We start from the raw sequence: 14,044 nt of genomic DNA, 5'->3' as shown, positions 1-14,044 counted from the left end.
CCGGGGCATGAGGCCCCGGCATTTCTTTAGTTTGCTGTGCTCATCAGAAGGTATACATCAGGGTTAGCCAGACTTTTTCCGTATCTCGTACCCGTCCGCCCGCATTGTTGCCAGGCAAGGCGGTGTACTGATCCTTCTCGGAAAACTTGCCATACTCCAGCTTGGTCATCAGATGCGGATTGACGTTATAGGTGACGGCCGCATTCCACTCTGTCCCGTATTTGTCGCCAAAGCCACCGCCGACAGTGTTGAAGTGCTCATCGGATTTGATCAGGTGGTAATCGGCAAAAAACAGGAAATCGCCAACCTTGTAGGTGGCAGTGACAAAGGTATCCTTGATGCCTTCCAGCGGTGTGGTGAGGAACTTGTCTACCCAGCCCTGGAACAGGTGATTGGTGCCGAAAGGTGTCTGGAAGGCATAGCGACCATTGTTGCTGGAGAGCAGCTCCTGGTCCGCACGCAGGCTGAAGTTCCCATAGGCCGCACCGCCACCCAGCTTGTAGTAGTGGGCATCAATGCGCGAATCGCCACCGCGGTAGTCGGTTTGCTTGGCGTATTCGGCTGTGTAGAGGCCCTTCCAGTCTGGTGTGAAGATATGTACACCATCCAGGCGCACACCTAACACCTTATTACCCTGGTCGGCTTCCTGGTTGATATTGCCGTTCTTGCCTGCGGCAATCCCGCCAGTGCCGGCTGCATTGCCAAACCAGGCACGACCAAAGCCGAGGTCGTCGAAGCTGGAGAAATAGCCATAGCCAACCAGTGACTCTGTCGGTGAAATACGGTATTTGACGTTGGCGATTTCCAGTGCACCATCCGAGCGTACCTTGGTGGTGATCTGCTTCACGCGTTCAATGTGGCCAAGGTAGATTTCCGTATCTGGCAATGACTTGTTGAGCAGTGTGACACCATCAAACACCTGCATGACCTGGCGGAAGGCGATATCACCGATGAAACGCACGTTGTCGAGATTGATCTGCTGGCGGCCCAGACGCACACGGTTGTTCTTGATGCCAGTCCAGTCAACATAGAGCTGGTTGATACCTGTATTGTCCGGGTCAACGATTTTGGCGTAATCCAGCTTGTCGGGTTGGTTGGAGACACTGTTGATACGTGTACCATTGGTGCTGTCGTTGAAATCATCCTGGAATTTGCTGACGTCGATGATCTGCCCAGCAAAGCTGAAGTTGTGATACGGCGCGGTCTGCCAGCCAATCAGGCTACGCAGGGTGAGGCCGTTGGCATCCTTGAGCGGTTGGCCAGTCGGTGCGTTACCGTCTTGTTCTACATTCTCATAGCGCAAGCGGAAGCTGGTGAGGTTTTTGCCAGTCTTGATCGCATCCAGGAAAGTGTATTCCGGCAAGGCTTCTTCCGCCTGTACCGTGGGAATGGAGGCAATGGCCAAGCCCAGCAGGCTGCCGTAGCAGGCTTGACGCAGGGCGAATCTCGCATTACTTTGCATGTGTTGCTCCTTTTTTCAGATGAGGGGTGGCGGTATTACCGGCCCGTCCTGACCGACGGGCCATTTTTTTGCTCAGGGTTTGCTTATGCAGCCTTTTTCGCATGGCGCTCATACAGGAACTTCAGCACCTCGCTACGCAGGTGGTTGTAGTGGCTGTCTTCTGCCAGTTCCAGGCGTTTACGCGGGCGTTGCAGATCGACGGCCAATATCTCGCCCACGGTGGCCGCCGGGCCGTTGGTCATCATGACGATACGGTCTGACAGCAGCACTGCTTCGTCTACATCGTGCGTGACCATGACAGCAGTACAGCCAGACTTGGCCATGATCGCCATCAGCTCGTCCTGCAAGTGGGCACGGGTCAAGGCGTCTAGCGCACCAAAGGGTTCATCCAGCAGCAGTACCTTGGGTTCCATTGCCAATGCGCGGGCAATACCAACACGTTGCTTCATGCCACCGGAGATTTCATTGGGGCGCTTCTCGGCTGCATGGGCGAGGCCAACCAATTCAATCGCGGCTCGCGTGCGTTGTTGCAGTTTTTCTTTGCCTTCCTTTGCGCCGAATACACGCTCTACTGCCAGGTAGACATTCTCGAAGCAGGTGAGCCAAGGCAGCAGTGAATGGTTCTGGAACACCACGGCACGCTCAGGGCCTGGGCCGGCGACTTCACGCCCGGCGCAGAAAAGATTGCCCGCGCTGGGGTGTAGCAGCCCTGCAATCAGGTTGAGGACGGTAGATTTACCGCAGCCGGAGTGGCCGATGATAGAGATGAACTCGCCCTCGCGGATGCTGAAATTGACATTCTTGAGCGCCTCGAATGTGCCCTTCTTGGTGTGGAAGGTCATATCAACGTTTTCCAGTTGCACGTATCTTTCCTGAATAATCTTGTCCATGGTCTGGTTCTTTCCTATTCGTAGCTAAAGCGTTTGGCAAGCGAGGTCAGGGCCACTTCCAGCAGCAGGCCTACAATGCCCACCACGAAAATCGCGATGATGATGTGCTCGACGTTGAGGTTGTTCCATTCGTCCCATACCCAGAAACCGATGCCGACACCACCGGTGAGCATTTCTGCTGCAACGATCACCAGCCAGGCCACGCCAATGGAGAGCCGTACGCCGGTCATCATGTAAGGCAGGACGAAAGGAAAGAGTATCTTGGTGACGATCTTCCACTCCGAGAGGTTGAGCACCTTGGCGACATTCATGTAATCCTGCGGCACCTTGCTCACGCCGACTGCGGTATTGATGATCATGGGCCAGATAGCGGAGATGAAGATGACCCAGATCGCCGCAGGGTTAGCCGCCTTGAATACCAACAGGCCAATGGGGAGCCAGGCCAGAGGTGACACTGGGCGCAAAATGCCGATCACCGGGGCTGCCATGCGTGACATGAACTGGAAGCGCCCGATAATGAAGCCCAGCGGGATACCAATTAGCGCTGCCAAGCCAAAGCCCAGTGCGACACGCTCCAGCGAGGCCAGGATATTCCAGCCTATGCCTTGGTCATTGATATCGTTGACATAGAACGGATCACTGAACAGCTCAGTGGCGGCGTGCCAGGTGGATACTGGCCCAGGCAGGTTAGGCGATTGATAGGAAATCAGCGCCCAGACGACGATCAGCAGCCCAAGGCCAAAAAACGGTGGTAACAGCCACTGGAAAAACGTACGTGACTTCTGCGCGAACACGCCAGGGCGTGCGACGGCTGCAGGCCTTGCCTGGGGAGGCTGGCTGCTTGGAGTTGTAATGGTTTGATCATTTTTCATGATGGTCTTGATATCTTCCTTGCGGATACTGACTGCGCTCATAATGTTTGCCTCGTATCACCATGTCTTGGGGTGTGGTGCTGGCCTGGTGGGGCCTGCACCACCACGTATCATCAGGCCTTGATCTTGAAGCTATTGGCATAGGCCTTGGGATCCTTGCCATCCCAAACTACGCCATCAATCAGCTTGCTGCTGCGCATCGGGTCGCTTGGCACAGCGATGCCTAATGACTTGGCAGCTTCGGTATAGATATCAATACGGTTGACCTTTTTGGCGACAGCCAGGTAATCAGGGTCAGTTTTCAGCAGACCCCAGCGCTTGTGCTGCGTCAGGAACCACATGCCGTCGGATAGGTAGGGGAAAGTCACCTTGCCATCATTGAAGAACTTCATGTAGTTCGGGTCTTCCCATTTTTTGCCGATACCGTTGTCGTAATGCCCAAGGAAGCGGCCTTCAATCACTTCTTCCGGGGCATTGACGTAGGATTTGCCTGAAATCAGCTTGGCAACCGCAGGACGATTCGCTGTGGCATCAATGTAACGGCAGGCTTCCAGGATAGCCTTGGTCATGGCAAGCGCGGTGTTTGGATTCTTGGCAACAAAGTCTGCCGTCGTGCCCAATACCTTTTCCGGATGATCAGCCCAGATATCCTGGGACGTGGCAACCGAGAAGCCGATCTTGTCGTAAATCGCACGCGCATTCCACGGCTCGCCCACGCAGTAGCCATCCATGTTGCCGATACGCATATTTGCCACCATTTGCGGCGGAGGCACGACGATGGTTTTTACATCCTTGAATGGGTTAATGCCATAGGTGGCCAGCCAGTAGTAAAGCCACATGGCGTGGGTGCCAGTAGGGAAAGTCTGGGCAAAGGTGAAGTCGCGGTTTTCATTGTCGATCAGGCGCTTGAGCGTTTGGCCGCTGGTGACACCTTTTTCCTTGAGTTGGTTGGCCAGCGTGATGCCTTGACCATTGTTGTTCAGTGTCATCAGGACGGACATATCCTTCTGCTGGCCACCTATGCCCATCTGTACACCATAGACCATGCCATACAGCATATGCGCGGCATGTAGCTCGCCATTGGCTACCTTGTCGCGGATAGCTGCCCAGGAGGCTTCCTTGGAAGGCGTGATCTTGATGCCATATTTCTTGTCGAAGCCCATTTGCGCAGCCACAACCACCGGGGCACAGTCAGTCAAGGGGATAAAACCGATTTTCACCTCGGTGAGTTCGGGAGCATCCGAACCAGCTGCCCAGGCTTGCTGATGAAGAGCAGAGGGCACCATGTTCATCATGGCGGCAGCGCCTAAGGTGCTGGCCATCGCCTTGTGAAAGAATTGGCGCCTGCTGCTATTGATACCATCGCCATGGGGAGTGGATTCAGGTAATGATGGATCTGGTTTGGCAGTACTCATTTTATTGGAATTGCTCATCCTGGCTGCTCCTTGAATCAATCGAAAATGAAAAGCGTAAAAACAAAAAAGGCGTCCCGATTGCAGACGATCTGTTGTCTGCAATCGGGACGCCTTTGTCCTGGGTTGTTCAAGCCTTATGGCTTGCCATCAAATTACCGTGTGGCCCGTGAGGTTGCCATTATCAAACGCTGGCAACCGCCATTGGCCACCACTGTTCAGTTAGGCATTAGCAAATGCCGTGCCAGGAATGTGGTTGTTTTTAAATGATTGATTTTTAATTTATTTTTTTGTGTAGTGTGGATTATCCAAGGAATGGGCCATCAGCGTGCTTCGCACCACCCAAGTGCAGGTGCACCATCTTTAGTGCCTTGGTGAAGGTGATTTTTGCTTGGCCAGGATGTTGTCTGCGACATCAATAATCTTGCGGTTTTGCTCCATGGCGGTGCTGCGCATGACTTTATAAGCTTCCACTTCGCTGATGCCCAGCGTGCTCATGAGCACGCCTTTGGCTCGTTCAATCTGCTTTCTTTCTGCCAGCGCTTTTTTGGTTTCGGATAGTTCGTTTTCAATTTCGGCAATCTGCTGTGACTGCTGTTGCAGTAATGAGACGATGGATTCCATGGGGTAGGGGTGCTGGTTGTCATGTGCGAGGAAAGTGTAGGCGTTCTCCACCGGGATGGAGAGGTTGAAGAAGGCGCTATCCAGTGTAGCTGGGTGGCGGCGCATCTTTTCCAGATATTGGCGTGTTTTTGCCAAGTCACTTTTCGCATTGCTGACCAGGGTTTCCAGCATGTCATGCATGCCATTGATCAATTGGCACTGCATATGCCAGATATCGCTGAGACGTTGGCTGCAAAGCTCGAACCAGGCATCGCCATCATGCGCTTGCACGGCTTGGCCATCCTTGGCGTGGGTGAGCTTGTCGCGGTATTGCTGATGTAGGTGGTGGGTGCTGGTATCCTTCGAGGCTGTCCATGCTTTTTGCAACGGATTGCCGCCAAACTGGCTGAACAGCTCGAAGTGCCTTTCCTGCAAGGCGATCAGTTCCAGTAGCTTGTGTTGGTGCTCTTGCTGGATATGGCCGGAGCCAAACATATAGGAGCCCACGGCGCGTTCTTGCCCGGCAAATTCCTTGCCCTGCACCAGGTTGTAAAGTGCCAGCAGGTAGGTGGAGATCTGGCTATTCACGGCATTGTCGGTAATGTCAAAAATCAGCGAGATCAGGCTACCGATAAAGCGGTTGAACGACTGTATGCAATCGGGAAATGAAATCTTGTGCAACGTCACCTGGTGACGCAACGATTTCAGTTGATCAAATCCCAGCAGTATCCATGAAATCAGGGTGAGCTGTTTGGCATCAACCTGGTTGTTATGGCTCAGGTGGCGCTGCAATGCTTCTCGGAATTGCAGTTCCAGGCTCTGGTTTTTCTCAATGATTTCACTACGCTCCTTGCCGAAGCGTTGGCCTGCCGAGGCTAGGTAAAGGCAGCTTGCACCGCGCTCGGCCTGAATCTGGTGGATGATCAGGCCAATCGTTTCGACAAAACCGGTGCATATCGAGAGCCGCTCAAGCTCCTCGATATGCCGCATCTTGGCCAGGATAATGGTTTGGTCTGGTGAAATGTCTCTCATGGTATTTATTTGGTAGCAAAAATCATGCGCAGTGCCATTGTGATCGGGCTGATCACGGGGCATGGATAGCGCTTGGAACAATGACAATACGGAGTAGTGGTTGATGAAGCCTTTGTGCTAGTGCGTGTAACTCAGGAGAGTTGGATGATGTACAACAGGCCGATGACAAGCATGAATAATAACAGGCTTGTGATTTTCCAGAACAGGAGGGGATTCTTTTCCAGTAGTCCGCCCCGGTGCCGATGGAGGAAATCCTGGTTGGGGTGCCTCAGATCGTGGATGAATTCTGACAAGGCCTGATAGCGTTTCTCTGGTTCTGGATGTACGGCTTTGGCCAGTGCATCATCCACCCATGATGGCATGCTGTCGTGAATATTGATGGCCGATAGGTAGGATAGCCTTTGCAGTTGTCCACGAGATTTGAGTTTGGCGACCTGGGTGCCATACGGCAACTTGCCCGTGAGCATCTGGTAGGCGATGACACCGAGTGAGAATTGGTCTGATAGCGGCGATCCGGCGTCGCCGAGGAAATATTCAGGTGCCATGTATTGAATAGCACCTGGAATGGGAGAAATTTCCGCTAGATGGCACTCTTCCAGGCCTGCGACCCAGACGCTGCCGAAATCAATGATTTTGACGACACCGTGGTGGTCTATCATGATATTTTCCGGGCGCAAATCTTGGTGCAGCATCTCGGCGCGATGAAAGGCCTGCAAGCCCTTGGCAATTTGCTCGACAATGCCGCGTACCGTTTCCAGGCTCGGCCTGGGGTTATCCCGCATCCACTGCGCCAGGGTAATGCCTTCGATGAACTCCATCGCGACATAGAGATACTGTGGCTTGTGTTCACGTTTGCATGGCTTTAGCACATGTGCATTGTTGATGCGCCGCGCCACCCATTCTTCGAGAGTAAAACGGTTGAGTTGCGCTGGATTTGCACTGAGGTCGGTGGATGGCGTCTTTAGCGCCACTTGCTGGCCTGTATCACGATCAATCGCGAGATAAAGGTGGCTACGATGGCTGTGATGCAGCTCCCTGACGATATGATAGCCGTCGAAATCCGTCCGTGCTTCCAGCAGTGGTGGCGCAGGTAGGCTTGAGTGCGGCAATAGCGGGTTGGGCTGGCGTTGGTCAAGATGATCTATCCTGACAATTTGCACTGTCAGGTTGTCCTGGCTGCCGCGTTCCAGGGCTTGCTCCACAATTCGTCGTGCAGCGGCATCAAGGTCATGCGGGTGATCGGTAATGGCGGTGGCAATCAATGGTGCATCTGTATATTCATACACACCATCGGAAGCCAGCAGAAAGATGTCTCCTGTCTCGATGGGCATGGATAGGTAGTCGATCTCGATCTGCGGGCCTGTGCCGAGTGCGCGACTGAGATAGTTTTGCTCCGCATTGATGACGACCCTGTGATCCTCGGTGAGCTGTTCCAGAGATTGGCCGCTCAATCTGTAGATACGGGTGTCGCCAACATGAAAAAGATGTGCCTGGTTGGATTTGATCACTAGGGCGCTGATGGTGCAAACGTAGCCCTTGTCGCGGTCATAACGATACTGGCTGCGCCGGGTCTGGGCGTATAGCCAGGAGTTGATCGCATTCAGGACGCAATGTACGGCGTGCTTGACGCTCCAGGCGTCGGACGTGCAGTAATAGTCACTCAACAGGTTGCGGATGACAGATTCGCTGGCCACTTGGCTGACAGTGCTGCTGCTGATGCCGTCAGCCAGCGCAACCACAATGCCTTTGGTGGTCAATTGGTGGCCTTGCGGCACACGTGCACCATGAAAATCCTGGTTGATATCCTTGTGTCCTCGGTCAGAGTGCTGGCCGATGGAAATATTGAGTGTGTTGTCCATATTGCTGTGCCGGGGCGATGACGATGATGCCTAGTCATCGTCCCGTGAACAATTAACGCATGCTGCGCTTGGGTGCTGTCTTGATGTGGGTGGAGTACAAGGTCAGCCCAGTGAAGGCCAAGCCACCAACCAGATTGCCAAGAACCACAGGTAATTCGTTCCAGATCAGGTAATCCATGATGGAGAAATTACCTCCCATGATGAGGGCTGAAGGGAAAAGGAACATGTTGACGATGGAGTGCTCGAAACCCATGGCAAAGAAGACCATGATCGGCATCCACATCGCGATTACCTTGCCGGAAACGCTGGTGGAAATCATGGCACCCACAACACCGGTGGATACCATCCAGTTACACATGACGGCGCGAATAAAGACGGTCAGCATGCCAGCGGCACCAAACTCGGCGTAGCCCAGTGTGCGTTTCTCACCGATGCCGGCGATGATGGTGCCGACTTTGTCAGGCTCAGCTGCAAAGCCAAAGGTAAAGACGATGGCCATGAACACTGCAACGGTAAATGCGCCGAGGAAATTGCCGACAAATACCAGGCCCCAGTTGCGCAAAATGCCTTTGACGGTCACGCCAGGGCGTTTGTCGATCAAGGCCAGTGGCGTGAGAACGAAAACACCGGTGAGCAGATCGAAACCCAGCAGGTAAAGCATGACAAACCCGACAGGAAACAGTATGGCACCGATCAATGGATAGCCAGTCTGCACCGATGCTGTAACTGCAAATACGGCAGCCAAGGCCAGGATGGCACCTGCCATATAGGCGCGGATGATGGTGTCCCGGGTGGACATGAAGATTTTGGATTCGCCGGCATCGACCATTTTGGTCACGAACTCTGATGGTAATAGATAAGCCATAAGTACACCTCGTTAAAAATAAAAAAGCGCCCACTCCTGATATCCCTGGTAAGGAACACCTGAAGTGGACGCCGTTGTCCTATCGTGATTTTTTGTGGAGTATTGCGCTACATTCGCATGATCCACGCCCCCGTTGGCGCTATCTCATGCAGTACATCCAATATCTAGGCCAGCAAAAAATGTGCCGGGGTTGGGCGCTGACACAATGCCAGTGAAGGCAGCGTGCCATGCACGCTTTAGATCATGCAGATGTTAAGGATGTTGCCGGTTGATACGGGAGACAGGCTGTTGTGGGGATATCGTGGCGTGAATCGTGAGATATCTAGCAATACCAAAGGCGTGGTGCGCGTGGTGGCAGATGAGTCCGCCGCGGGCTTGCCGCCGTGAGCCCAGGATGGGGCTGTTAGCTTGTTTGCACGGTTGTAGTGCATTTGTGTGGATGTGGTGCTTTATCATGGTGCACGGTCACGGCTGGATATCCAGTTGCAGTTTCGCCAAGCGGCTATAAAGCCCGGATTGCCGCCTTAATTCGTGTGGGGTGCCTGTTTCAATGATGCGACCGTGCTCCAGAACCACGATGCGATCTGCGTTTTGAATCGTGGCAAGGCGGTGCGCGATAATCAGTGTTGTACGCCCTTGCATGGCCATATCCAGGCCTTGTTGCACCAAGTTTTCAGATTCAGCATCCAGAGCGCTGGTGGCTTCATCAAGCAACAGGATAGGTGCGTTTTTGAGAATGGCGCGTGCAATCGCAATGCGTTGGCGCTGCCCGCCGGAGAGCCGAGTGCCACGTTCTCCCAGAAAGGTGTTGTAACCCTGCGGCAGGTGCTCAATGAATGTATGCGCTTGTGCCGCCTGAGCTGCACGCTTGATTTCCTCGTCGCTGGCATCCGGTCTGCCGTAGCGAATGTTTTCCAGTGCATTGGCAGAAAAGATCACCGGGTCTTGCGGCACGATGGCGATCATGTTTCTCAATGAGCTGAGTGAGAGGCTGCGGATGTCCTGACCATTGATGGTGATGCTGCCTTCGTGGATATCGTAGAAGCGCAGCAAAAGCTGGAATAGGGTGGTTTTGCCTGCACCCGATGGCCCGATCAGGGCCACGGTTTCACCCGTTTTGACTTCAAGGGAGATTTGATCAAGCGCTGCCTGGTCAGGTTTTGACGGATAGTAAAAGCTTACTTTTTCCAGCCTGATGCTCGCCGTGCTCGGGGTTGCCAATGCCATTGGCGCGGATGGGTTACGGATAGCAGGTTCGCTGTTGAGCAGCTCTAGCAAGCGTTCGGTAGCACCAGCTGCGCGCATAATGTCGCCCCAAACCTCAGCGATGGTGCTGACGCTGCTGGCTACCAGGGCGGCATAGAGGATGAAGGAGGCCAGTTCACCGCCCGAGAGCTCACCTTGCGTGACTTGGTGTGCGCCCAGCCACAAGACAAAAATAATGGCCGCGCTAATGCCGGCAATGACAAAGGCTGCCAGGAAGGCACGCACGCGAATGCGGCGTATGGCAGCGTGAAAGCTGGTTTCCACACTGTGGTGGAAGCGCTGGTTTTCGCGTGGCTCCTGGGTGAAGGCTTGTACGGTTGGCATGGCATTGAGGATTTCCCCAGCCATGGCCGAGCTGTCGGCAATGCGATCTTGCGATTCACGCGAGAGCTTTCTTACCGAGCGGCCAATCAGCAGGATAGGCAGTGTCAGTAACAACATCAACCCAAGGTTTAGGCTGAACAAATACCAACTTGTGATCGCGAGCATGATCATGCCGCCGATAAATTGGAACAAGCTGCGCAAACCTAAAGAAATCGAGCTGCCAACTACGGTCTGGATCAGTGTTGTATCTGCACTTAAGCGTGAGAGCACCTCGCCGGTTTGCAAGGTTTCAAAAAACTGGGGCGATTGCATGAGTACCCGCTGATAGACCAGGGTACGCAGATCAGCGGTGACGCGCTCGCCTATCCAGGACACGATGAAATAACGGCATGCCACGATCAAGGCCCAGACAATCACCAGGCCGCAAATGAAAATAAAATGCCGGTTGATATCCTGCATGCTTTGCGCAGTAGCAGAATCCGTGCGAAAGCCTTGGTCGATCAGATCGCGAAATGCCCATGGCACCAGCAGCAAGATGGCAGAGGCCAGGCTGAGCAAGCAGAATGCGAGCAGGATTTGCCAGCGGTAAGGCCGTAATAGCGGCCACAATTCACTAAATAATCGTAAGGGACGGCTTGGGGTTTGCAGGGTGAACCTCGCTTGGGCTGGCACGGGATGTCTAGCATACCGCACTGGGCAAGGTTGGGGTAAGCAGGGTAGCCGCCAAATCGGCTACCCTGTGACAGGGTTTACCGGCCCTTGCCGCTGATGGAGCCGCGATTGAAGTCCTTGTCTCCAGGTGCAATGCAGCGCCCGATGCCAAAGACGCCACCTTGTGTGCCGGGAGGGCAGCCCTGATTTTCTGGGTATTGCTTGGCAATCTTGTCGGCTTCTGCTTTTTTCACCTTGTCGACATATTCCCACTTACCATTCGGATGCAGCAGGATTTTGTCCCCGCTCGCTGTCGTGGTTTCAGTCGGTGGCGCTTCTTCCGGTGCCGCAATGGCTGGCAGATGCAATGCCAGCAGTGCCAAAAAGCTCACACAGGTTAATTTCATGCTTATCTCTCAAGATTGTTGGTATAGGAGCCAATAGACTAGCAATATCCGTTCCGGGCAGATTACGCAGTCTGCAGGTTTGGTTTTATACTGCTGGTCATTAATTTCCATCACATCATAAACCTAAATGAATAAAACCTTGCAGTACCTGATCTGGTTCTTGATCGCCATTATTGGGGCTAGCGCAGTGGGCGGTATTGCCCTGCATCGCGGTGAAAGCATTAATGCGCTTTGGTTCGTGGCAGCAGCAGTCTGTGTGTTTGCCATCGCCTATCGCTTCTATGCAGCCTGGATTGCCGCCAAGGTGTTGGTGGTGGATGCGACGCGAGCCACGCCTGCCGAGCGGCTGGATAATGGCCGTGATTATGTTCCCACCAATAAGTGGGTGGTGTTTGGTCACCATTTTGCCGCGATTGCAGGCCCCGGGCCATTGGTTGGGCCAACCTTGGCGGCACAGTTTGGCTACCTGCCCGGTACTTTGTGGATATTGGTGGGCGCCGTGCTCGGTGGTGCGGTGCAGGACATGGTCACCTTGTTTCTCTCGACACGTCGTAATGGGCGCAGCCTTGGCCAGATGGCGCGTGAGGAGCTGGGGCCGATCGGTGGTTTTGCCGCGCTGGTGGGGACGTTCACCATCATGGTGATCCTCATCGCGGTGCTCGGGTTGGTCGTGGTCAACGCCATGAAGCACAGCCCGTGGGCAACTTCCACTGTGGCGGCCACTATCCCGATCGCCATGATTGTCGGTATTTACATGCGCTTGATCAGGCCGGGCCGTGTGCTGGAGGCATCCATTATTGGCGTGGTCTTGTTGTTGCTATCGGTGTTCGGTGGCGGCTATATCGACCATCATCCCTTCCTGCGCGGTTTGTTTGATCATGATGGCCTAACGCTGGCCTGGTGGGTGATTGTCTACGGTTTTGCGGCTGCCATCCTGCCGGTGTGGTTGTTATTGGCTCCGCGTGATTACCTCTCTACGTTCATGAAGCTGGGCACCATCTTCCTGCTGGCCGTGGCGATCATCCTGCTGCAACCCGAAGTCAAGATGCCTGCATTGACCCAGTTTATTGATGGTACTGGCCCCATCTTTGGCGGCACCTTATTCCCGTTTGTCTTTATTACCATTGCCTGCGGGGCTGTCTCGGGTTTTCATGCCCTGATCGCTTCAGGCACTACGCCTAAGCTGATCGCCAATGAGTCCGATATTCGCATGATAGGCTACGGAGCCATGTTGCTGGAGTCGTTCGTGGCCATCATGGCCATGATTGCGGCTACCGTACTGGAGCCTGGCGTTTTCTTCGCCATCAACAGTCCGGCTGGGCTGGTGGGCAAGGAGGCGGCTGATGCCGTTGCGACCATTTCCAGTTGGGGTTTTCCTGTCACGGTGGAGCAGATGGAAACGCTGGCGCGGCAGATGGGTGAATCTACCTTGTTTGCGCGTACCGGTGGTGCGCCTTCGCTGGCGGTCGGTATGGCGAGTATTTTTGGTAGCGCTTTTGGTGAACACCTGTTGGCCTTGTGGTACCACTTTGCCATCATGTTCGAGGCGATCTTCATCCTGACTACCTTGGATGCTGGCACGCGCGTTGGGCGGTTTATGTTGCAGGATATGCTGGGCAATTTCTGGCCCAAGCTGGGGCAGACTTCATGGTATCCCTCGGTACTGTTTACCAGCGCAATTGTCGTCGCAGGCTGGGGCTATTTCCTCTACATCGGTGTGATTGACCCCAATGGCGGGGTCAATATCCTCTGGCCCTTGTTCGGTATTTCCAACCAGATGCTGGCCGCCATTGCCCTCTCAGTAGGCACAGGCATCCTGATCAAGTCAGGCAAGCTCAGGTATGCCTGGGTAACCGGGCTACCGCTAAGTTGGCTGGTAGTGGTGACGACGACTGCCGCCTGGGAAAAGATTACCAGCGCAGATGTGCGTGTAGGCTTTATTGCGGCGGCCAATGACATGTCGGCCAAGCTGGCTGCCGGAGTGCTGCCGCCCGAGAAGGCTGCCGTGGCGCCGCAACTCATCTTCAACCAGCAGTTGGATGCTGTATTGACGCTGTTCTTCGTGGCGGTGTTGTGGATCGTGATTCTCGACATGCTGCGCGTCAGTTACCGCAGTTTGAGCGGCAAGCCTGTCTTGCCCTCGGTAGAGGCTGACCATATGCAGACCAAGCTGGATACTGCCTGGGTGCGTGACTGATGTGGCAGGCCACCAAACGATGCCTTGACCGTACTTGGCGCTTTTTGCGCCAGGTGTCGGGCGACGATGCTTACGAGCGCTATCTGGCGTTATATCGCAGCAACCAGGAAAAGCACCAACACCACGAGCCTCCGCTGACACGGGAAGTGTTCTTCAAGCAATGGCAGCAGCAGAAGTGGGATGGTGTGAAGCGTTGCTGTTGAG

The 14,044-nt window shown here is 54.2% G+C and carries 12 protein-coding genes; 3 read left to right on the top strand and 9 right to left on the bottom strand.

Annotated features, from left to right (window positions below):
• Positions 1-43: 43 nt before the first annotated feature.
• The 7 genes from ACIKP9_RS08195 to ACIKP9_RS08165 all read right to left on the bottom strand — a co-directional run bounded on the left by ACIKP9_RS08195 (position 44) and on the right by ACIKP9_RS08165 (position 8,995).
• The gene (locus ACIKP9_RS08195) at positions 44-1,462 is read right to left on the bottom strand and encodes an alginate export family protein (protein ID WP_400881359.1); all 1,419 of its coding nucleotides are present in this window, start codon (positions 1,460-1,462) and stop codon (positions 44-46) included.
• 83 nt (positions 1,463-1,545) lie between these two features.
• Complete coding sequence (locus tag ACIKP9_RS08190; protein ID WP_400881357.1) at positions 1,546-2,352, bottom strand: ABC transporter ATP-binding protein; 807 nt, start codon at positions 2,350-2,352, stop codon at positions 1,546-1,548.
• A 14-nt stretch (positions 2,353-2,366) separates the two neighbouring features.
• Positions 2,367-3,266 carry a nitrate ABC transporter permease gene (ntrB, locus tag ACIKP9_RS08185; protein ID WP_400881355.1) on the bottom strand — a complete coding sequence of 300 codons (900 nt, stop codon included), beginning with the start codon at positions 3,264-3,266 and terminating at the stop codon, positions 2,367-2,369.
• Between the two features lie 71 nt (positions 3,267-3,337).
• Positions 3,338-4,639, bottom strand: coding sequence for a CmpA/NrtA family ABC transporter substrate-binding protein (locus tag ACIKP9_RS08180; protein WP_400881916.1), 1,302 nt, complete (start codon positions 4,637-4,639; stop codon positions 3,338-3,340).
• A gap of 360 nt (positions 4,640-4,999) precedes the next feature.
• Positions 5,000-6,271: a nitrate- and nitrite sensing domain-containing protein gene (locus tag ACIKP9_RS08175; RefSeq protein ID WP_400881353.1), complete on the bottom strand. Its 1,272-nt coding sequence runs from the start codon at positions 6,269-6,271 to the stop codon at positions 5,000-5,002.
• Positions 6,272-6,402: 131 nt separating this feature from the next.
• Positions 6,403-8,130 carry a protein kinase domain-containing protein gene (locus tag ACIKP9_RS08170; protein WP_400881351.1) on the bottom strand — a complete coding sequence of 576 codons (1,728 nt, stop codon included), beginning with the start codon at positions 8,128-8,130 and terminating at the stop codon, positions 6,403-6,405.
• A 52-nt stretch (positions 8,131-8,182) separates the two neighbouring features.
• The gene (locus ACIKP9_RS08165) at positions 8,183-8,995 is read right to left on the bottom strand and encodes a formate/nitrite transporter family protein (RefSeq protein ID WP_400881349.1); all 813 of its coding nucleotides are present in this window, start codon (positions 8,993-8,995) and stop codon (positions 8,183-8,185) included.
• Between the two features lie 243 nt (positions 8,996-9,238).
• On the opposite strand from ACIKP9_RS08165, the gene ACIKP9_RS08160 reads away from it, so the two are divergent.
• Positions 9,239-9,382: a hypothetical protein gene (locus tag ACIKP9_RS08160; protein WP_400881347.1), complete on the top strand. Its 144-nt coding sequence runs from the start codon at positions 9,239-9,241 to the stop codon at positions 9,380-9,382.
• Between the two features lie 78 nt (positions 9,383-9,460).
• Here the strand turns inward: ACIKP9_RS08160 and ACIKP9_RS08155 are convergent, their stop codons facing one another.
• Both ACIKP9_RS08155 and ACIKP9_RS08150 read right to left on the bottom strand, forming a co-directional pair.
• Entirely contained in the window at positions 9,461-11,257 is a 1,797-nt protein-coding gene (locus tag ACIKP9_RS08155; protein ID WP_400881345.1) for an ABC transporter transmembrane domain-containing protein, read from the bottom strand.
• A 77-nt stretch (positions 11,258-11,334) separates the two neighbouring features.
• Entirely contained in the window at positions 11,335-11,643 is a 309-nt protein-coding gene (locus tag ACIKP9_RS08150) for a hypothetical protein (protein ID WP_400881343.1), read from the bottom strand.
• Between the two features lie 127 nt (positions 11,644-11,770).
• Between ACIKP9_RS08150 and ACIKP9_RS08145 the strand changes: the two genes are divergently transcribed.
• A complete protein-coding gene (locus tag ACIKP9_RS08145) occupies positions 11,771-13,840 on the top strand; it encodes a carbon starvation CstA family protein (protein WP_400881341.1) in 2,070 nt (689 codons plus the stop codon).
• The gene (locus tag ACIKP9_RS08140; RefSeq protein ID WP_400881339.1) at positions 13,840-14,043 is read left to right on the top strand and encodes a CstA-like transporter-associated (seleno)protein; all 204 of its coding nucleotides are present in this window, start codon (positions 13,840-13,842) and stop codon (positions 14,041-14,043) included. Before ACIKP9_RS08145 ends, ACIKP9_RS08140 begins: the two co-directional genes overlap by 1 nt.
• Position 14,044 lies beyond the last annotated feature (1 nt).

The organism is Methylobacillus methanolivorans (assembly GCF_044751345.1).
In the GTDB taxonomy this organism is placed as follows: domain Bacteria; phylum Pseudomonadota; class Gammaproteobacteria; order Burkholderiales; family Methylophilaceae; genus Methylobacillus; species Methylobacillus methanolivorans.
Note: the sequence above shows the minus strand (reverse complement) of the source record. Positions and strands in the feature narration are given on the sequence as shown.

Bases quoted from the DNA above. Each gene is read 5' to 3' on its own strand.
- ACIKP9_RS08195 (WP_400881359.1), bottom strand. From the start codon at position 1,462: ATGCAAAGTAATGCGAGATTCGCCCTGCGTCAAGCCTGCTACGGCAGC.
- ACIKP9_RS08190 (WP_400881357.1), bottom strand. From the start codon at position 2,352: ATGGACAAGATTATTCAGGAAAGATACGTGCAACTGGAAAACGTTGAT.
- ntrB (WP_400881355.1), bottom strand. From the start codon at position 3,266: ATGAGCGCAGTCAGTATCCGCAAGGAAGATATCAAGACCATCATGAAA.
- ACIKP9_RS08180 (WP_400881916.1), bottom strand. From the start codon at position 4,639: ATGAGTACTGCCAAACCAGATCCATCATTACCTGAATCCACTCCCCAT.
- ACIKP9_RS08175 (WP_400881353.1), bottom strand. From the start codon at position 6,271: ATGAGAGACATTTCACCAGACCAAACCATTATCCTGGCCAAGATGCGG.
- ACIKP9_RS08170 (WP_400881351.1), bottom strand. From the start codon at position 8,130: ATGGACAACACACTCAATATTTCCATCGGCCAGCACTCTGACCGAGGA.
- ACIKP9_RS08165 (WP_400881349.1), bottom strand. From the start codon at position 8,995: ATGGCTTATCTATTACCATCAGAGTTCGTGACCAAAATGGTCGATGCC.
- ACIKP9_RS08160 (WP_400881347.1), top strand. From the start codon at position 9,239: ATGCAGATGTTAAGGATGTTGCCGGTTGATACGGGAGACAGGCTGTTG.
- ACIKP9_RS08150 (WP_400881343.1), bottom strand. From the start codon at position 11,643: ATGAAATTAACCTGTGTGAGCTTTTTGGCACTGCTGGCATTGCATCTG.
- ACIKP9_RS08145 (WP_400881341.1), top strand. From the start codon at position 11,771: ATGAATAAAACCTTGCAGTACCTGATCTGGTTCTTGATCGCCATTATT.
- ACIKP9_RS08140 (WP_400881339.1), top strand. From the start codon at position 13,840: ATGTGGCAGGCCACCAAACGATGCCTTGACCGTACTTGGCGCTTTTTG.